Origin of the sequence: Pseudomonas sp. SWI36, from assembly GCF_002948105.1 — a bacterium.
Classification (GTDB): domain Bacteria; phylum Pseudomonadota; class Gammaproteobacteria; order Pseudomonadales; family Pseudomonadaceae; genus Aquipseudomonas; species Aquipseudomonas alloputida.
In genome coordinates, this window is the sequence record NZ_CP026675.1 from 3024903 (window position 1) to 3044276 (window position 19374).

Below are 19374 nucleotides of genomic sequence, written 5' to 3' on the forward strand. Positions count from 1 at the left end.
TTTTAAAGCTCCCGTCTCTTACCCTGACCACGACAGCAAGTGCTTTGAACCTATGGCTAAAATTATCGGCATCATCGTCGTATTCGCGAGCGTGCTCGGCGGCTACGTGCTCTCCCACGGCAAGATCGCAGCGCTTATCCAGCCGTTCGAAGTACTGATCATCGGCGGTGCGGCCTTTGGTGCATTCCTGCAGGCCAACCCTGGCCACATGACCATGCACGTCATCAAGAAGTCGATGAAGATGTTCGGCTCGCGCTTCAGCCATGCCTTCTACCTGGAGGTGCTGGGCCTCGTTTACGAAATCCTCAACAAGAGCCGTCGCGAAGGCATGATGGCCATCGAGGCCGACATCGAGGACGCCGCTGCCAGCCCGATCTTCGCCAAGTACCCGACGGTACTGGCCGATGAGCGCATGACCGCGTTCGTCTGCGACTACCTGCGCATCATGTCCACCGGCAACATGGCCCCGCACGAGCTCGAGGGCCTGTTCGACATGGAGCTGCTGAGCATGAAGGAAGAGCTGGAGCACCCGTCCCACGCGGTGACCGGCATCGCCGACGGTATGCCCGGCTTCGGTATCGTTGCGGCGGTACTGGGTATCGTGGTGACCATGGCCTCGCTGGGCGATGGCGACCAGGCGGCCATCGGCATGCACGTAGGTGCGGCGCTGGTGGGTACCTTCTTCGGTATTCTGGCGGCTTACGGTTTCTTCGGCCCTTTGGCCAAGTGCCTGGAGCACGATGCCAAGGAAGAACTGAACCTCTACGAATCGATCAAGGCTTCGCTGGTGGCCTCGGCGTCGGGCATGCCACCTTCGCTGGCGGTCGAGTTCGGGCGCAAGGTGCTGTACCCCAAGCACCGCCCAAGCTTCGCCGAACTGGAACAAGCGGTTCGCGGTCGCTGAGTCATGGAGAACAATCAGCCCATCATCGTCAAGCGCGTCAAGCGCTTTGGCGGCGGCCACCATGGTGGCGCCTGGAAAATCGCCTTTGCCGACTTCGCCACGGCGATGATGGCGTTCTTCCTGGTGCTGTGGCTGTTGTCCACGGCCACGCCTGAGCAGAAGATCGCCATTGCTGGCTACTTCCAGGACCCTATCGGTTTCTCCGAGAGTGGCACGCCTTATGTCATCGACCTGGGTGGTTCACCGGAGATGGCGCCGGACAAAACCATCAATCCGGAAGTGAAGACCGAGCCGACGCAGCAGTCCCCCACTCAGCTGAGCAAGGACCAGGTCGAGACCATGGCCGAGCAGGTCGAGCGCGAGCGTCTGGAGCTGTTGCTGCAGGAACTGCAGAACAAGGTGGAAGAGAACCCGCAGCTGCAGAAGTTCAAGGACCAGATCCTGTTCGAGATCACTCAGGACGGCCTGCGTATCCAGATCATGGATGCCGAGAACCGACCGATGTTCGACATCGGTAGCGCGCGCCTGCAGCCCTACTTCGAAGATATCCTGCTGGCCATGGCCGACACCATCAAGGCGGTGCCGAACAAGATCAGCATCAGCGGCCATACCGATGCCAAGCCGTATGCCGGCACTGGCGAGTACGGTAACTGGGAGCTGTCGGCCAACCGCGCCAACGCCGCGCGGCGCGCCCTGGTGGCGGGTGGTTACCCGGACGGCCAGGTGGCACGGGTGGTGGGGTACGCCTCGTCGTCACTGTTCGACCGCAAGGACCCGTTCAACCCGGTCAACCGCCGTATCGACATCATCGTGCTGACCAAGAAAGCCCAGCGCAATATCGAAGGTGAGCAGGGTGCGCCGGAAACACCGCCAGATGCGCCAACTGCTCCTGCAGCGCCAGCCAGTGGTGCAGCGCCAGGGGCTTCGGCACCGGCTGCCCCAGAGGCAACTGAACAGCCACCGATGCAACCGCGCGAGCTGCGCCAGAAGCTGAACATTTTTGAAGATGGCACGCTGAAGATGGATGAAGCCAAGGAGCAGTAAGCGGCTTTTCTGTGTGGGCACCTGTGCTACCCAACACCTGAACGTTGGCGCGATCACTGTAGGAGCGGGTTTACCTGCGAAGCCTCCAGCGCGGTGAATGGCACCGGCGTTGCCGGTGTTCGCGGCCAAAGCCGCTCCTACATACGCATCGGTGATTGGGCGCAGGCCGTCGTAGGAGCAGGTTCACCCGCGAAAGGGCCGGACCTGCTGGCCAATTTCCACCTGCCGTTCACCGTTGCAGTCGCCACCGTATTCGCGGGTAAACCCGCTCCTACAAGGGATCGCGGCAACTTTCAATTCGAGCGTTTCAGTAGCTGTCTTCTGCCAGGCTGGCGATGATCGAGCGGTAGCTGTTCATGCGCTGCGGCTTGATGCGCCCCTCTTCCAGTGCCTTGAGCAGCGCGCAGCCCGGTTCGCGGTCATGCTTGCAGTCGCGGAAGCGGCAGGTGCCGAACAGGTCGCGGAACTCGATGAAGCCATCCTCCACGTCGTCGCGGCTGACATGGCCAAGGCCGAACTCGCGGATACCCGGCGAGTCGATCAGGTCGCCGCCGTTGGGGAAGTGGTACAGCCGCGCCGTGGTGGTGGTGTGGGTACCCTGGCCTGACCATTCCGACAAGTCGCCGACGCGGGTGCCGGCGTCTGGCAGCAGGCTGTTGACCAGCGACGACTTGCCCACCCCCGACTGGCCGACGAACACGCTGATATGGCCGTCGAGTTGCTGCTGCAGGCGCTGCATGCCATCGCCGTGGTGTGCCGAAACTTCCAGCAGCGGGTAGCCCAGTTCGCGGTAGACCTCCAGCAGCGCATGCAGGCCGGGGCCGTTCTCGTCGTTGATCAGGTCGGCTTTGTTCAGCAGCAGCAGCGGGCGCAGGCCGGCGTGCTCGGCTGCTACCAGATAGCGGTCGATCAGGTTCGGGTGCGGCTCCGGCGCCGGGGCGAACACGATCACGATCAGGTCGACGTTGGCTGCCACCGGCTTGAGTTGACCATGATTGTTCGGCCGGCACAGCTCGGTGCTGCGCGGCATCTGCGCCACGATCACGCCGATGCCCTGGTTACCCGCACGCCACACGACACGGTCGCCGGTGACCAGTGCTGGCAGGTTGGCGCGCAAATGGCAGCGGAACACCTGGCCTGCGGTTTCGCCATCCTGAGCTTCAACTTCTACCTGCACGCCGAAGTGCGCGATCACCAGGCCCAGTTGCTCCGGCCCCAGGTCGCCACCTTCCAGTTCCTGCAGTGCATGCTGCTCGCGTTTGGCCGCGCGAGCGGCGCGCTCGCCCTGGATTTTTTCGATCCGCCAGTTTTGGCGGCGATTGAGCTGGCGTTTGGCCATGAAGGTACCGTAAGAGAGGCCCGGCGTGGGGCATTGAAAACGGCAGGCAGTTTAGCACGCCCGCCGCTGGACTATTCTGCTCAGCTTTATGCCGTGAATGGGCGTGCCTTGGCCACTAGGCTAATATGACCGCCTATATGAGGAGCCCCTGCATGCAAAACCCACAGAACCTGATCTGGATCGACCTGGAAATGACCGGCCTGGATCCGGACAGCGACGTCATCATCGAAATGGCCACCATCGTCACCGACAGCGAGCTCAATACCTTGGCCGAAGGGCCTGTGATCGCCATCCACCACAGTGACGAAGTGCTGGCGCGCATGGACGAGTGGAACACCCGCACCCATGGTGCTTCGGGGCTGACCCAGCGCGTACGCGAGAGCAAGGTCAGCATGGCCGAAGCCGAGGCACAGACCATCGCCTTCCTCGAGCAGTGGGTGCCTAAAGGCAAGTCGCCGATCTGCGGCAACAGCATCTGCCAGGATCGTCGTTTCCTCTACCGCCACATGCGCAACCTGGAAAACTACTTCCACTACCGCAACCTGGATGTCTCCACCCTCAAGGAACTGGCCGCGCGCTGGGCGCCGGACGTGCGTGACAGCTTCAAGAAGGGCAATACCCACCTGGCGCTGGACGATATCCGCGAATCGATCGCCGAACTGCGTCACTATCGCGAGCACTTCATCAAGCTGTGAGTCGAATTGGCGCAGATATTGTATCTGCGCCCCCTTTTGGTGCCCTGGGCAACTGGTTAGACTGCGCGCCTTTCCTGCACGGACCCGCACCATGTTGTTGATGCTCTACCTTATCGCCATTACCGCCGAAGCCATGACTGGCGCGCTGTCTGCCGGGCGTCGCGGCATGGACTGGTTTGGCGTGGTGCTGATCGCCTGCGTCACTGCGCTTGGGGGCGGCTCGGTGCGTGATGTGCTGCTCGGGCATTATCCGCTGACCTGGGTGAAGCACCCTGAGTACCTGGTGCTGACCAGTTTTGCGGCGCTGCTGACCATTTTCATCGCGCCAATGATGCGCCGCCTTCGCTCGCTGTTCCTGGTGCTCGATGCCCTGGGGCTGGTGGCGTTTACCCTGATAGGTTGCATGACGGCGCTGGAGATGGGGCAGGGCATGCTGGTGGCGTCGATCAGCGGGGTGATCACCGGGGTGTTTGGCGGGATCCTGCGGGATATCTTCTGCAACGACATCCCGCTGGTGTTCCGCCGTGAGCTGTATGCCAGCGTGTCATTTGCGGCGGCCTGGTTCTATCTGGGATGCGTGTATTTCAAGGTGCCGGCGGAGCAGGCGATGTTGCTGACTCTGTTTGGCGGCTTCCTGTTGCGCCTGTTGGCGATACGCTTCCACTGGGAAATGCCTAAGTTCCACTACAACGACCAGCAGTGACGCAATTTACAAGCGCAACAGGGCCCTTGTGGGAGCGGGCGTGCCCGCGAACACCGGCGAAGCCGGTGCCATTCCCTGTGTTGCCTGCTTCGCGGGCGCGCCCGCTCCCACAAGGATGGCGCATGCTCTGAGGCTGGTCGCTATTGAGCTCCGTGTCGGGCCAGCGCCCACTCCACATGCTCGCGCACCAATTCCGATTCATCGTCACGCCGGGCCTTCAGCGCCTCGATCACCGGAATCGTGGAGGGCGCATTGCCCAACCCCACCGCCAGGTTGCGCAAGAACCGCTCGTACCCCGCCCGCCGCAAAGGCCCGCCCTCGGTCTTGCGCAGGAAGGTGCGTTCATCCCATAGGAACATCGCCGCCAGGTCGGTATTTTCCAGCCCGTGCCGTGGCTGGAAGTCCTGCTCCTGGCTGTGCTTGGCAAAGCGGTTCCAGGGGCAGACGATCTGGCAGTCGTCGCAACCGAATACCCGGTTGCCCATCTTTGCGCGTAACTCGACAGGGATCGCGCCCCTCAGCTCGATGGTCAGGTACGAGATGCAGCGTCGCGCATCCAGCACATAGGGCCCGACAAACGCTTGTGTCGGGCAGATGTCCAGGCAGGCCTGGCAACGCCCGCAGTGCTCGCTGGTGGTGGCTTCGTCCACCGGCAACGGCAGGTCGACGAACAGTTCGGCAAGGAAGAAGTAGCTGCCCGCCTTGCGGTTGAGCAGCAGCGTGTTCTTGCCGATCCAACCCAGCCCGGCCTGTTCGGCCAAGGCTTTTTCCAGTACCGGGGCGCTGTCCACGAAGGCGCGGTAGCCGAACGGGCCGATGGCTTCCTGGATGCGGTCGGCGAGGAACTGCACGCGCTTGCGCACCAGCTTGTGGTAGTCCCGGCCAAGCGCGTAGCGTGACACGTAGGCCTTCTCGGGCTGGGCCAGGCGCTGCGCCATCTGCGTGTCGCCGGGCAGGTAGTCCATACGTAGCGAGACCACGCGTACCGTGCCGGGGATCAGCTGGTCGGGATGTGACCTTTTGCTGCCGTGGGCGCCCAGGTATTCCATTTCACCCTGATAACCGGCGTCGAGCCAACGCTGCAGGTGGTGTTCGTGTTCGCCAAGGTCGACCCCGGCGATGCCAACATGGGCAAAACCGAGTTCCTGGCCCCAAATCTTGATCGATTGGGCCAGTTGGGCGAGGTCAGGTGTAGAGGCGGACATGGATGGGCAAGGCAATACGGGCTCAGGTGCGTATAATTCTGCCAGACATTGGAGCCTTTGACCCCATGCCGCAGACCAAACACCCCAGTAATGCCCCACAATTGCTCAGCAGCGTGACGGTTGCCCGCCTGCCGCCACGGCAGGCGCATGCCCACAAAGGCGACTTTGGCCATGTACTGGTGGTCGGGGGCGACCTGGGTACCGGAGGCGCTGTGTTGCTCAGTGCCGAAGCCGCCCTGCGTTGCGGCGCCGGGCTGGTCAGCGTGGCAACCCGGCCCGAGCACGTGTCGGCCAGCCTGGCGCGCTTGCCCGAAGTCATGTGCCTGGGTGTCTGTTCGGCCAACCAGCTGATGGGCGTGCTGGAGCGCGCCTCGGTGCTGGTAGTCGGGCCCGGCCTGGGGCAGGCGGCGTGGGGCCGCAGCCTGTTGTCGGCGGTAGCCAATGCCGAGCGGCCGCAAGTGTGGGATGCCGATGCCTTGAATTTGCTGGCGCGAACCCCGCTGGCCCTGCCCAGTGGCAGCATCCTTACTCCGCACCCGGGGGAGGCGGCACGGCTGCTGGGGATTGCCACCGAGGCGGTGCAGGCCGACCGCCCTGGTGCCGCGCGCAAGCTGGCGCGCCGTTATAACAGCGTCTGTGTGCTCAAGGGTGCCGGCACACTGGTGGCAGCCCCGAGCGGGCAGCTGGCGTTGTGCGAGCGCGGGCATCCGGCGATGGCCGGCGCCGGCCTGGGCGATGTGCTGACGGGGGTGCTGGCAGCCCTGTTGGCCCAAGGCCTGGATGCCTGGGGCGCGGGCTGTCTGGGGGCGTGGCTGCACGCCTGTGCCGGCGAGCGTCTTGGGAAAAAAGGTAGAGGCCTGGCGGCCAGTGATCTGGCGCCGGCCATTCGTGAGTTGTTGGAGGAGCATTCTGCGTGTCTGGCTTAAATCTGTTTCTGGCCGATGAAGAGGCCACGGTCAAATTCGGTGCAGCACTGGCTGAGGTGACCGGCGGTCGCGGCGTGATTTTCCTCGAGGGCGACCTGGGCGCGGGTAAAACTACCCTGTCGCGTGGCCTGATCCGTGGTCTGGGCCATACTGGTGCTGTGAAAAGCCCGACGTTCACCGTGGTCGAACCCTATGAAATCGGCGAGGTCCGAGCCTTTCACTTCGACCTGTATCGCCTGGTCGACCCGGAGGAGCTTGAGTTCATGGGCATTCGTGACTATTTCGAGGGCGACCCGCTGTGCCTGTTCGAATGGCCACAAAAGGGTGCGGGCGTTTTGCCAAAGCCTGACCTGACCATTACCATAAGCCCCCAAGCGAGTGGACGCTCGCTGAACCTTTCGCCGCAGGGGGCTCGCGGCGAGGCTTGGTGCGTGGCACTGGCCGAACACTATAAACAGTAAGTGGGGTAGGTATGCGCATACGCGCACTGGTCGCCATCGTTGGGCTGCTGCTGACAACGGTGACCGTTGAGGCTCTGGCCGTCACTCAAGTCAAGAGCATGCGCCTGTGGCGCGCACCGGACAACACGCGGCTGGTCTTCGACCTGTCTGGCCCCGTGCAGCATAGTGTCTTCACCCTGAGCGCACCCGATCGCCTGGTCATCGACATCAATGGCGCAACACTGGCCGCGCCACTGAATGTGGCCACCTCCAACACGCCGATAAGCAGTGTACGTTCGGCTCAGCGTACGCCAACCGACCTTCGGGTTGTGGTCGACCTGAAAAAGTCGGTTACCCCGAAAAGCTTCACCCTGGCGCCCAATGCACAGTACGGCAACCGCTTGGTGGTCGACCTGTATGACCAGGAAGCTGACGCCATCGCGGCCAGCGCGCCGCCACCTGCTCCGGCCCCGGTACAAACGCCTGCGACCACGCCGGCGGTACCAGTGACCCCGGCTCAGCCGGCGATCAAGCTACCACCGGTACCCAGTGGCAAGCGTGACATCGTGGTTGCCATCGATGCCGGGCACGGCGGCGAAGACCCTGGCGCTTCCGGCTCGCGTGGCCAGCACGAAAAAGACATCGTGTTGCAGATCGCCAAGGAACTGCAGCGTCAGATCAACAGCGAAAAAGGTTTCCGTGCAGAGCTGACCCGCACCGGCGATTACTTCATCCCGCTGCGCAAGCGTACGGAAATCGCCCGCAAGAAAGGCGCCGACCTGTTCATTTCGATTCACGCCGACGCGGCCCCGTCGCGCGCAGCCTTTGGCGCCTCGGTGTTCGCCCTGTCCGATCGTGGCGCCACCTCCGAGACGGCGCGCTGGCTGGCCGACACGGAAAACCGTTCTGACCTGATCGGTGGTGCGGGTAATGTCAGCCTCGACGACAAGGACCGCATGCTCGCTGGCGTGCTGCTTGATCTGTCGATGACCGCTACGCTCAGCTCCAGCCTCAACGTGGGGCAAAAGGTGTTGGGCAACATGGGGCGGGTGACTTCGTTGCACAAGCAGCGCGTGGAGCAGGCCGGGTTCATGGTGCTGAAGTCGCCGGATATTCCGTCGATCCTCGTTGAAACCGGGTTCATCTCGAACAACAACGAAGCAGCCAAGCTGGCCTCGTCGAGCCACCAGCAGGCGCTGGCCCGTTCGATCCGCACCGGGGTGCACCAGTACTTCCAGCAGAACCCGCCACCTGGCACCTATATCGCCTGGCTGCGTGACACCGGCAAGATCGCCGCCGGCCCGCGTGAACACACCGTACGCCCTGGCGAAACCCTGGCGATGCTCGCCGTGCGTTACCAGGTCAGTGTGGCCAGTCTGCGCAGCATCAACAGCCTGAAGACCGATGAGCTGAAGGTTGGCCAGCGCCTCGATGTACCCGCCACAACCTTGGCCGCGCAATGATGAGTGGCGGTTCGCGAATTCAGCTGCTCAGCCCGCGGCTGGCCAACCAGATTGCCGCCGGCGAGGTTGTCGAGCGGCCGGCGTCTGTGGCCAAGGAACTGCTGGAAAACAGCCTGGACTCCGGTGCCCGGCGCATCGATATCGAAGTCGAGCAGGGCGGCGTCAAACTGCTGAAGGTGCGGGATGATGGCAGCGGCATTTCTGCCGACGACCTGCCGCTGGCCCTGGCCCGACACGCCACCAGCAAGATCCGCGAGCTGGAAGACCTAGAAGGGGTATTGAGCCTGGGCTTCCGTGGCGAGGCCTTGGCCTCGATCAGTTCGGTGGCGCGCCTGACCCTGACCTCGCGTACCGCCAGTGCCAGTGAGGCCTGGCAAGTAGAAACCGAAGGCCGCGACATGACGCCGCGGGTGCAGCCGGCGGCGCACCCGGTCGGTACCTCGGTGGAAGTGCGCGATTTGTTCTTCAATACCCCGGCCAGGCGCAAGTTCCTCAAAGCCGAGAAAACCGAATTCGATCACTTGCAGGAAGTGATCCGGCGGCTGGCGCTGGCCCGTTTCGATGTTGGCTTCCACCTGCGCCACAATGGCAAGAGCATCCTCAGCCTGCACGAGGCCCACGACGAAATCGCCCGTGCACGGCGGGTGGGTGCCATCTGCGGGCCGGGCTTCATGGAGCAGGCACTGCCGATCGACGTCGAGCGCAACGGCCTGCGCCTTTGGGGCTGGGTCGGCCTGCCGACGTTCTCGCGCAGCCAGGCAGACCTGCAGTACTTCTTCGTCAATGGCCGGGCAGTGCGCGACAAACTGGTCGCCCATGCCGTGCGTCAGGCCTACCGGGACGTGCTGTTCAACGGCCGCCACCCCACGTTCGTGCTGTTCCTGGAGCTGGAGCCCAACGGCGTCGATGTGAACGTGCACCCTACCAAGCATGAAGTACGGTTCCGTGAAGGGCGCTCGGTGCATGACTTCCTGTATGGCACCTTGCACCGTGCCTTGGCCGATGTACGTCCGGAAGACCAGCTGGCCGCACCTGCTGCCGTACCTGAGCTGGTTCGCCCCACCGGCCAGCAGGCCGGTGAGTTCGGGCCCCAGGGTGAAATGCGCCTGGCCTCGCCGGTGCTTGAACAGCCTCGAGCCCCGCAACAGTCGTTTTCCAATGGTGGCAGTGGCGCCGGTTACCAGTATCAGTACACCCCACGTCCCTCGCAGCCGCTGCCGGCCGCAGAGGCACAGGCGGTGTATCGCGAGTTCTATAAACCGCTGGAAACCGGTGCAGCGCCTGCGACGGCACTGCCCGAAAGCCAGGGCGACATTCCCCCGCTAGGCTATGCCCTGGCGCAGCTCAAGGGTATCTACATCCTGGCCGAGAACGCGGTTGGCCTGGTGCTGGTGGACATGCACGCCGCCCACGAGCGGATAATGTACGAGCGCCTCAAGGTGGCCATGGCCAGCGAGGGCCTGAGTGGCCAGCCGCTGCTGGTGCCGGAAACCGTGGCCCTTAGCCAGCGTGAAGCCGACTGTGCCGAAGAGCATGCACAGTGGTTTCAGCGTCTGGGCTTCGAATTGCAGCGCCTGGGCCCTGAGACCTTGGCGATTCGCCAGATCCCGGCCTTGCTCAAGCAGGCTGAAGCCAACCGCCTGGTGCAGGACGTGCTTGCCGACCTTATGGAGTACGGCACCAGTGATCGCATTCAGGCGCACCTCAACGAACTGCTCGGTACCATGGCCTGCCACGGTGCCGTGCGCGCCAACCGGCGCCTGGCAATTCCCGAGATGAACGCCCTGCTGCGCGACATGGAAAACACCGAGCGCAGCGGCCAGTGCAACCATGGTCGTCCTACCTGGACCCAGATGGGTCTGGACGATCTGGACAAACTTTTCCTGCGCGGTCGATGAAATGAGCGGCAAGCCCCCTGCAATATTCCTGATGGGTCCGACGGCGGCCGGCAAGACCGACCTTGCCATCGAACTGACCACAGTGCTGCCGTGTGAACTGATCAGCGTCGATTCGGCACTTGTCTACCGGGGCATGGATATCGGTTCGGCCAAGCCGTCGAAAGAAGTCCTCGCTGCCCACCCGCACCGGCTGATCGACATTCTCGACCCGGCCCAGAGCTATTCCGCCGCGCAGTTCCGTGCCGACGCGCTGGAGGCCATGGCCGAGATCACCGCGCGCGGCAAGATCCCGCTGCTGGTCGGCGGCACCATGCTCTATTACAAGGCGTTGATCGATGGCCTGGCCGACATGCCGGCCGCCGATGCGACGGTGCGCGCCGAGCTGGAAGCGCAGGCTGAAGCCCTGGGCCTGGCCGAGCTGCACCGCCAGTTGGCCGAAGTCGACCCGGAGTCCGCGGCACGTATCCACCCCAATGACCCGCAGCGGCTGATCCGGGCATTGGAGGTGTACCGGGTGAGCGGCGAGAGCATGACAGCTCATCGTCGGCGTCAATTCGCGGAAAGTCGCGGCGCAGACGCAGGCGCCGGCGGACATTTGCCCTATACTGTCGCCAGTTTGGCGATCGCTCCTACAGATCGTCACATTTTGCATCAGCGAATTGCGTTACGATTTTCGCAGATGCTGGAACAGGGCTTCGTTGACGAGGTCCGATCGCTGCGAGCCAGAAGTGACTTGCACGCCGGGCTGCCGTCTATACGGGCAGTGGGGTATCGGCAAGTCTGGGATTACCTGGATGGCAAGCTGACTGAGAATGAGATGCGTGAACGCGGTATCATCGCTACCCGGCAGCTGGCCAAGCGGCAGTTCACCTGGTTGCGTGGCTGGCCTGAAGTGCACTGGCTTGACAGCCTGGCCTGCGACAATCTGTCCCGCACCTTGAAATACCTTGGGGCCATCTCCATATTGAGCTGAGTCCCTGCTGATTGCCGTCTATTCTTGCGAAGGGGCGGCCTAATTTATCGATTTTATTGATTTTCTATTATTTATCCTTACAGGAGTGCGGCATATGTCAAAAGGGCATTCGCTACAAGACCCTTACTTGAACACCTTGAGAAAAGAAAAGGTCCCGGTATCCATTTACCTGGTCAACGGTATCAAACTGCAGGGCTCGATCGAATCGTTCGACCAGTTCGTGGTGTTGCTGAAGAACACCGTCAGCCAGATGGTCTACAAGCACGCCATCTCGACCGTAGTTCCGGCCCGTCCGGTCCGCCTGCCAAGCCCGACCGACAGCGAGCACGGCGACAGCGAGCCAGGCAACGCCTGATAGGAGCCTGCATTGTTCTTTGAGCGCCACGGTGGTGGTGAGCGGGCGTTGCTCGTTCACTTGGAAGGTCAGAACCCTGAGGCGCGCGAAGACCCGCAGGAGTTTCAGGAGTTGGCATTGTCGGCCGGTGCCGACATCGTCTCGCTGGTCACGGTGACAAGGCATCAGCCTTCCGCCAAATACCTGATTGGCAGTGGCAAGGTCGAAGAGCTGCACGACCTGGTCCATGCCGAACAGGTAGACCTGGTGATTTTCAATCACACCCTCACGCCTAGTCAGGAGCGCAACCTTGAACGTGTGTTCGAGTGTCGTGTGCTCGACCGTACCGGGCTGATCCTCGATATCTTCGCCCAACGGGCGCGTACCCATGAAGGCAAGCTGCAGGTCGAACTGGCCCAGCTGGAGCACATGAGCACGCGGCTGGTGCGCGGCTGGACTCACCTTGAGCGACAAAAAGGTGGTATCGGCCTGCGCGGCCCGGGTGAAACCCAGCTGGAAACCGACCGCCGCCTGTTGCGGGTGCGTATACGCCAGATCAAGTCACGCCTGGAGAAAGTGCGCAGCCAGCGTGAGCAGGCGCGTCGCGGGCGCAAGCGCGCGGATATCCCCTCGGTGTCGCTGGTGGGTTATACCAACGCCGGCAAGTCCACGCTGTTCAACGCCCTGACCGAATCCGAGGTGTATGCCGCGGACCAGCTGTTCGCCACCCTCGACCCGACCCTGCGCCGGCTCGAGCTCAACGACCTGGGGCCGATCGTGCTGGCCGACACCGTAGGCTTCATTCGCCACCTGCCGCACAAGCTGGTCGAGGCATTTCGGGCTACGCTCGAAGAGTCGAGCAACTCCGACCTGTTGCTGCATGTGATCGACGCCCATGAGCCAGAGCGCATGGAGCAGATCGAGCAGGTGCTGGCGGTGTTGGGCGAGATCGGTGCCGAGGGGTTGCCGATCCTGGAGGTGTACAACAAACTCGACTTGCTCGAAGATGTCGAGCCACAGATCCAGCGCAATGCCGATGGCAAGCCGGAACGGGTCTGGGTATCGGCACGCGATGGGCGTGGCCTGGAGCTGGTTGGCCAGGCGGTTGCCGAGTTGCTGGGGGATGATCTGTTTGTCGGTACCCTGTGCCTGGAGCAGCGTTTTGCCCGCTTGCGCGCGCAATTCTTTGCCTTGGGTGCCGTGCAGAGTGAAGAGCATGATGAAGAAGGGCGCAGCCTGCTGAGCGTGCGACTGCCCATGGTCGAACTGAATCGCCTGGTCAGCCGCGAAGGCATGGAGCCGCAAGTGTTTGTCGAGCAACACACTTTGCAATAAATGCTCGTCGAGGTCGCCGGGCAGCAGTGACAGGCATTCTGTAGCATTGGACGGCGCGCCGTGGGCGCGTCTTTGCTTTATCAGATGGAGAGCGCTATGGCTTGGAACGAGCCGGGTGGCAACTCGAACAATCAGGATCCCTGGGGCGGCCGCCGTGGTGGCGGTGGCGGCGGTGGTGACAAGAAAGGTCCACCGGATCTGGACGAGGCCTTCCGCAAACTGCAGGACAGCCTGAATGGCATGTTCGGCGGCAGCAAGAAACGTGGCGGCGGTGATCGCAATGTCGGCAAGGGCGGTGGCCTGGGCCTGCTGGGCATCGGCCTGGCGGTGCTGGCTGCAATCTGGCTGTACAGCGCCGTGTATGTGGTCGACGAGCAGGAGCAGGCGGTTGTGCTGCGCCTCGGCAAGTACTATGAGACGGTCGGTCCCGGCCTGAACATCTACTTCCCGCCGCTTGATCGCAAGTACATGGAAAACGTCACGCGTGAGCGTGCCTACACCAAGCAGGGCCAGATGCTGACCGAAGACGAGAACATCGTCGAGGTGCCTCTGACCGTCCAGTACAAGATCAGCAACCTGCAGGACTTCGTGCTCAACGTCGACCAGCCTGAGGTGAGCTTGCAGCACGCGACCGAGAGTGCTCTGCGTCACGTGGTGGGTTCCACTTCGATGGACCAGGTGTTGACCGAGGGTCGTGAGCAGATGGCCGTGGATATCCGCGAACGCCTGCAGCGCTTCCTCGACACCTACCGTACCGGTATCACCGTTACCCAGGTCAACGTACAGAGCGCGGCAGCCCCGCGTGAAGTGCAGGAAGCCTTCGACGACGTGATCCGCGCCCGCGAAGACGAGCAGCGTGCCCGCAACCAGGCCGAGTCCTATGCCAATGGCGTGGTGCCGGAAGCCCGTGGTCAGGCCCAGCGCATCATCGAGGACGCCAATGGTTACCGCGACGAAGTCATCGCCCGGGCCAAGGGTGAGGCAGACCGCTTCACCAAGCTGCTTGCCGAGTACCGCAAGGCACCTGACGTAACCCGTGAGCGTCTGTATCTGGAGACCATGCAAGAGGTCTACAGCAACTCGAGCAAGGTCATGGTGGCAACCAAGGACGGGCAGAGCAACCTGCTCTACCTGCCACTGGACAAGATGGTCGAAGGCAGCCGCAAGCCGTCCATGCCAACCACCAGCGCGTCGCCATCGGCTAACGATGCGGCCGCTCGTGCCGCGCAGGACATGCAACAGCAACAGCAGCCGCTGCGTACTAGGGAGAGCCGCTGATGAGCAATAGATCGCTGATCGCCCTGATCGCCGCCGTGGTCCTGGCCATTGTGGCCTGGAACAGCTTCTACATCGTGTCCCAGACCGAGCGGGCGGTACTGCTGCGTTTCGGTAAGGTGGTCCAGGCGGATGTTCAGCCAGGCCTGCACGTGAAGATTCCGTACGTGAACCAGGTGCGCAGGTTCGACGCTAGGCTGATGACACTCGACGCTCCTACCCAGCGGTTCCTGACCCTGGAAAAGAAAGCGGTGATGGTCGACGCCTACGCCAAGTGGCGCGTCAAGGACGCTGAACGCTTCTACACCGCCACGTCCGGCATGAAGCAGATCGCCGACGAGCGTCTGTCGCGTCGTCTGGAAAGTGGCCTGCGCGACCAGTTCGGTAAGCGTACCCTGCACGAAGTGGTTTCCGGTGAGCGTGATGCACTGATGGCTGACATCACTGCATCGCTGAACCGCATGGCGAGCAAGGAACTGGGCATCGAGGTGGTCGACGTGCGCGTCAAGGCCATCGACCTGCCGAAGGAAGTCAACCGCAGCGTGTTCGACCGCATGAGCACCGAGCGTGAGCGTGAAGCCCGCGAGCACCGTGCCAAGGGTAACGAGCTGGCTGAAGGTATCCGTGCCGATGCCGACCGTCAGCGCCGTGTGCTGCTGGCCGAGGCTTATCGCGAAGCAGAAGAGACCCGTGGTGATGGTGATGCCCAAGCGGCCGCTATCTATGCCAAGGCTTACAGCCAGGACGCTGATTTCTATGCGTTCCACCGTAGCCTGCAGGCATACCGCGAGAGTTTCTCGAGCAAGAGCGACGTGATGGTCCTGGACCCGAAGAACGAATTCTTCCGTTACCTGGACAAGAGCAGACCGTGATGCTCAGGCCCTGATTTTCATGCAGCGGCACCCCGCCTGGCAGCTAATGCACCAGGCGGGGTGCATCCTGAATGAAAAGGGGTGTATGATGAGGCAGCCGGGAAATTTCCCGGCTTTTTTGCGTCTGCAAGGTTGATTGGCACAGCGCCGGTTGACAGTTTGGTCAGCTCGCAAGGCAATTTGAGGGTGTCGGGTACGGTGGCTGCGCTGGGATCAGTGCTGCCCGCTGCTGTGCGCGATACCGGCTTTTCTGACGGTTTGCCTGCTGGCAAGCCGCCCGGACCAGAGGGGAAATGGCGTAATGGCAACGGTAGACCGCTGGCTGCTGCCAGATGGCATCGAGGAAGTACTGCCACCTGAGGCTGCGCGCATCGAGATCGCGCGCCGCCAGGTGTTGGACCTGTTCCAGAGTTGGGGCTACGAACTGGTCGTCACCCCGCATATCGAGTACCTGGAGTCGCTGCTTACCGGCGCCGGCCAGGACCTGGATCAGCGCACCTTCAAGGTAGTGGACCCGCAGTCCGGCCGCCTGATGGGCTTCCGCGCCGACTTCACCCCGCAGGTAGCGCGTATCGATGCGCACACACTGCGCCGTGAGGGCCCGAGCCGCCTGTGCTATGCCGGCAGCGTGCTGCACGCCCAGCCGCGTGCCCTGTCCACCTCGCGCAGCCCGATCCAGCTGGGTGCCGAACTGTACGGCGATGCCAGCCCTACCAGCGACGTCGAAGTCATCAGCCTGATGCTCGCCACGCTGCAACTGGCCGATGTGCCGGATGTGCACATGGACCTGGGCCACGTCGGTATTTACCGCGGCCTGGCCCGTGCCGCCGGCCTGTCCGGCGCGGTCGAACAGCAGCTGTTCGACGCCATGCAACGCAAGGCTGTCGATGAAGTGCAGGCGCTGACCGCCGACCTGCCGAAAGACTTGGGCAGCATGCTGCGCGCCCTGGTCGAGCTGTGTGGTGGTCGTGAAGTACTGGCTGAAGCCCGCGTGCGCCTCGGTCGCGCCCCGGCCAGCGTGCTGGCGGCGCTGGACGACCTGCTGGCGATCGCTGATCGCCTGGCGTCGCGCTACCCGGACCTGCCGCTGTATTTCGACCTCGGCGAGCTGCGTGGTTACCACTACCACACGGGCGTGGTGTTCGCCGTGTTCGTGCCAGGCGAAGGCCAATCGATCGCTCAGGGCGGGCGCTACGACGATATCGGCGCCGACTTTGGCCGGGCGCGCCCGGCCACTGGTTTCTCCACGGATTTGAAGACCCTGGTCACACTGGGGCGAGCGGAGGTCGTATTGCCAACTGGCGGCATCTGGATGCCGGACAGTGGCGATGCGGCCCTCTGGCAGCAAGTCTGCCAGTTGCGCAACGAGGGCCAGCGTGTGGTTCAGGCTCTGCCTGGCCAGCCGTTGAGTGCTGCTCTCGAGGCGGATTGTGATCGGCAATTGATTCAGCAAGACGGGCGCTGGCAGGTTCTGCCGCTGGCCCAGTGAGTTTCTGCGTCGGCAACAGGCCGGCAACCAAGTTTGCGTGAATGAGGACCAATGTAATGGGTAAGAATGTCGTCGTCCTGGGCACCCAGTGGGGTGATGAGGGCAAAGGCAAGATCGTCGATCTGCTGACCGAACATGCTGCCGCCGTAGTGCGCTACCAGGGTGGCCACAATGCGGGTCACACCCTGGTGATCAACGGTGAAAAGACCGTTCTGCACCTGATTCCGTCCGGCATCCTGCGTGAAGGCGTACAGTGCCTGATCGGTAACGGCGTGGTCGTTGCCCCGGATGCGCTGATGCGTGAAATCACCAAGCTGGAAGAGAAAGGCGTACCGGTGCGCGAGCGCCTGCGCATTTCCCCGGCTGCGCCGCTGATCCTGTCGTACCATGTGGCCCTGGATCAGGCCCGCGAAAAAGCCCGTGGCGAAGCCAAGATCGGCACCACCGGCCGTGGTATCGGCCCAGCTTACGAAGACAAGGTGGCACGTCGCGGCCTGCGCGTGGGTGATCTGTTCCACCGCGAGCGTTTCGCTGCCAAGCTGGGTGAGCTGCTGGATTACCACAACTTCCAGCTGGTGAACTACTACAAAGAGCCAGCCATCGACTTCCAGCAGACGCTGGACGAGTGCATGGCTTACGCCGAACAGCTCAAGCCGATGATGCTCGACGTCACCGCCGAGCTGCACAACCTGCGTCGCGCCGGCAAGGACATCATGTTCGAAGGCGCCCAGGGCTCGCTGCTGGACATCGACCACGGCACCTACCCGTACGTCACCAGCTCCAACACCACTGCCGGTGGTATTTCCACTGGTTCCGGCGTCGGCCCGATGTACCTCGACTACATCCTCGGCATCACCAAGGCCTACACCACTCGCGTAGGTTCCGGTCCGTTCCCGACCGAACTGTTCGACGAGACAGGTGCTACCTTGGCCAAGCGTGGCCACGAGTTCGGCTCCACCACCGGCCGTGCCCGTCGTTGCGGCTGGTTCGATGCCGTGATCCTGCGTCGCGCTATCGACGTCAACAGCATCTCGGGCATCTGCCTGACCAAGCTGGACGTACTGGACGGCCTGGAAACCATCAACATCTGCGTTGGCTACAAGAACGAGAACGGTGCCGTCATTGACGCGCCTTCCGATGCCGACAGCTACATTGGCCTTGAGCCGGTGTACGAAGAGATGCCAGGCTGGAGCGAGTCGACTCTGGGTGTGAAAACCCTGGAAGAGCTGCCGCAAGCTGCGCGTGACTACATCAAGCGCATCGAAGAGTTGGTTGGCGCGCCGATCGACATCATTTCGACCGGCCCGGACCGCAACGAGACCATCGTGCTGCGTCACCCGTTCGCCTGATCTGCCCTCCAGGCTGATCTGACGCCGCGGCCCTGAGAAGGGCCGCGGCGTTTTCATTTGTGGGCATGTCTGTGCTGGCCATTATCCACCGGCAATCCACCGTTGCTGCCGCTACTGTATTCGCGGGTAAACCCGCTCCTACACGGGGCACACAACGGTGGTTGGGCGCAGGCCGTTGTAGGAGCGGGTTTACCCGCGAATGGGCCTGCACACGAAACCCCTTTGCTAGACCTTGGCGCATTTCCCTGCTGCCTACGGCACAACCCTTGCTGTAAGAAGTTTCTGTAGATGCCATCAAAATAGTGGCGCCAGAAAACACGAGGGTTACACCGTGTCTGCCATCCTCTCACTGTTACGAAGCCGCCTATTGCGGCCTGTGTTTGTTGCCCTTGGTATCGCTCTTTTGGTGCAGGTGCTGGTTGCCGTTGCGCTCACCCGAAGCACGGTCACCGCTCTGGAGGCCGACCTTGGCGAACGGCTGGGTAATGACAGCCGCCAACTCGCAAGCGATCTGGAGCAAGCCGGGCAAGATGTGCGCTCTGGGCTCGACGGCCTGTCCAGCAGTACCCGTCAGCGCCTGAGCGCAGGGTTGTCGGAGCGCCTGCAAAGCGAGCAGCAGCAACTGCGCAGCACCCTGGAAAAGAACCTCAAGGATTCCGCCAACGACATGGCCGAGCTGCTGGCTTCGGTTGCGCCGCGGGCGATCTGGGACAACGACGTGCCGGTGCTCTCGGATTTCGCACGACGCGCTCAGCGCAACCCGAACGTGCTGTTCGTGGTGTACGACGACGCTCAAGGTCAGCACCTGACTCGCTACCTCAACCGGCAAAACCCGATCAACCAGGCTTTGATGGAAAAGGGCCAGGGCGAGCGTGCGCTGGACAAGGTGATTGATGCTGCCCGGCGTGACCCGGCGGTGTACTTCGTCGAAGCCTCGATCAGCCCCAATGGCACGGAAATCGGTAAGGTGGTGATGGGGGTTTCCACTGCCGGCATCGACCATGAGCTAAAGGCGTTGGACCAGCGCTTCGCAGCGCTGATCGCTAGCGGAGAGCAGTTGGTTGGCGACAGCCTGGTCGGAGCTGCTGCCGATAGCGGCAAGACCCTGCGTGAGCGCCTTGAGAAGGCGC

17 protein-coding genes are annotated in these 19374 nt (G+C 62.7%); 15 read left to right on the forward strand and 2 right to left on the reverse strand.

The window, feature by feature from the left end; translation table 11 throughout:
• Positions 1–52: 52 nt before the first annotated feature.
• Positions 53–904 carry a flagellar motor stator protein MotA gene (motA, locus tag C4Q27_RS14415; RefSeq protein ID WP_003249507.1) on the forward strand — a complete coding sequence of 284 codons (852 nt, stop codon included), beginning with the start codon at positions 53–55 and terminating at the stop codon, positions 902–904.
• Positions 905–907: 3 nt separating this feature from the next.
• Positions 908–1948, forward strand: a complete 1041-nt coding sequence (motB, locus tag C4Q27_RS14420) for a flagellar motor protein MotB (protein ID WP_064491492.1) — start codon at positions 908–910, stop codon at positions 1946–1948.
• Positions 1949–2255: 307 nt separating this feature from the next.
• On the opposite strand, the gene rsgA is transcribed toward motB, so the two are convergent.
• A complete protein-coding gene (rsgA, locus tag C4Q27_RS14425; protein WP_003249512.1) occupies positions 2256–3287 on the reverse strand; it encodes a small ribosomal subunit biogenesis GTPase RsgA in 1032 nt (343 codons plus the stop codon).
• Between the two features lie 152 nt (positions 3288–3439).
• On the opposite strand from rsgA, the gene orn reads away from it, so the two are divergent.
• On the forward strand, positions 3440–3982 hold the full coding sequence (orn, locus tag C4Q27_RS14430; protein ID WP_003249514.1) for an oligoribonuclease: 543 nt from the start codon (positions 3440–3442) through the stop codon (positions 3980–3982).
• Positions 3983–4073: 91 nt separating this feature from the next.
• Positions 4074–4685 carry a trimeric intracellular cation channel family protein gene (locus tag C4Q27_RS14435; RefSeq protein ID WP_020193322.1) on the forward strand — a complete coding sequence of 204 codons (612 nt, stop codon included), beginning with the start codon at positions 4074–4076 and terminating at the stop codon, positions 4683–4685.
• 140 nt (positions 4686–4825) lie between these two features.
• Here C4Q27_RS14435 and queG read toward each other — a convergent pair whose 3' ends face one another.
• Positions 4826–5890 (reverse strand): tRNA epoxyqueuosine(34) reductase QueG, encoded by a 1065-nt coding sequence (gene queG, locus C4Q27_RS14440; RefSeq protein ID WP_014754621.1) that lies wholly within the window; start codon positions 5888–5890, stop codon positions 4826–4828.
• 65 nt (positions 5891–5955) lie between these two features.
• On the opposite strand from queG, the gene C4Q27_RS14445 reads away from it, so the two are divergent.
• The 11 genes from C4Q27_RS14445 to C4Q27_RS14495 all read left to right on the forward strand — a co-directional run bounded on the left by C4Q27_RS14445 (position 5956) and on the right by C4Q27_RS14495 (position 18244).
• A complete protein-coding gene (locus C4Q27_RS14445) occupies positions 5956–6816 on the forward strand; it encodes an NAD(P)H-hydrate dehydratase (protein ID WP_104886984.1) in 861 nt (286 codons plus the stop codon).
• On the forward strand, positions 6804–7277 hold the full coding sequence (gene tsaE / locus C4Q27_RS14450; RefSeq protein WP_003249523.1) for a tRNA (adenosine(37)-N6)-threonylcarbamoyltransferase complex ATPase subunit type 1 TsaE: 474 nt from the start codon (positions 6804–6806) through the stop codon (positions 7275–7277). Before C4Q27_RS14445 ends, tsaE begins: the two co-directional genes overlap by 13 nt.
• Positions 7278–7288: 11 nt before the next feature.
• Positions 7289–8719, forward strand: a complete 1431-nt coding sequence (locus C4Q27_RS14455; protein ID WP_010955485.1) for an N-acetylmuramoyl-L-alanine amidase — start codon at positions 7289–7291, stop codon at positions 8717–8719.
• Complete coding sequence (gene mutL, locus C4Q27_RS14460; protein WP_104886985.1) at positions 8719–10617, forward strand: DNA mismatch repair endonuclease MutL; 1899 nt, start codon at positions 8719–8721, stop codon at positions 10615–10617. Before C4Q27_RS14455 ends, mutL begins: the two co-directional genes overlap by 1 nt.
• Before the next feature lies 1 nt (position 10618).
• Positions 10619–11590 (forward strand): tRNA (adenosine(37)-N6)-dimethylallyltransferase MiaA, encoded by a 972-nt coding sequence (gene miaA, locus C4Q27_RS14465; protein WP_010955483.1) that lies wholly within the window; start codon positions 10619–10621, stop codon positions 11588–11590.
• A gap of 94 nt (positions 11591–11684) precedes the next feature.
• A complete protein-coding gene (gene hfq / locus C4Q27_RS14470; RefSeq protein WP_003249532.1) occupies positions 11685–11945 on the forward strand; it encodes an RNA chaperone Hfq in 261 nt (86 codons plus the stop codon).
• A gap of 12 nt (positions 11946–11957) precedes the next feature.
• Entirely contained in the window at positions 11958–13259 is a 1302-nt protein-coding gene (gene hflX, locus C4Q27_RS14475; protein ID WP_012274456.1) for a ribosome rescue GTPase HflX, read from the forward strand.
• 96 nt (positions 13260–13355) lie between these two features.
• Entirely contained in the window at positions 13356–14537 is a 1182-nt protein-coding gene (hflK, locus tag C4Q27_RS14480) for an FtsH protease activity modulator HflK (RefSeq protein WP_014592593.1), read from the forward strand.
• Entirely contained in the window at positions 14537–15406 is an 870-nt protein-coding gene (gene hflC, locus C4Q27_RS14485) for a protease modulator HflC (RefSeq protein WP_003249538.1), read from the forward strand. The genes hflK and hflC overlap by 1 nt, the downstream gene beginning before the upstream one ends.
• A gap of 301 nt (positions 15407–15707) precedes the next feature.
• Positions 15708–16895: an ATP phosphoribosyltransferase regulatory subunit gene (locus C4Q27_RS14490; protein ID WP_010955481.1), complete on the forward strand. Its 1188-nt coding sequence runs from the start codon at positions 15708–15710 to the stop codon at positions 16893–16895.
• 56 nt (positions 16896–16951) lie between these two features.
• On the forward strand, positions 16952–18244 hold the full coding sequence (locus C4Q27_RS14495; RefSeq protein WP_003249542.1) for an adenylosuccinate synthase: 1293 nt from the start codon (positions 16952–16954) through the stop codon (positions 18242–18244).
• Positions 18245–19374: the final 1130 nt, after the last annotated feature.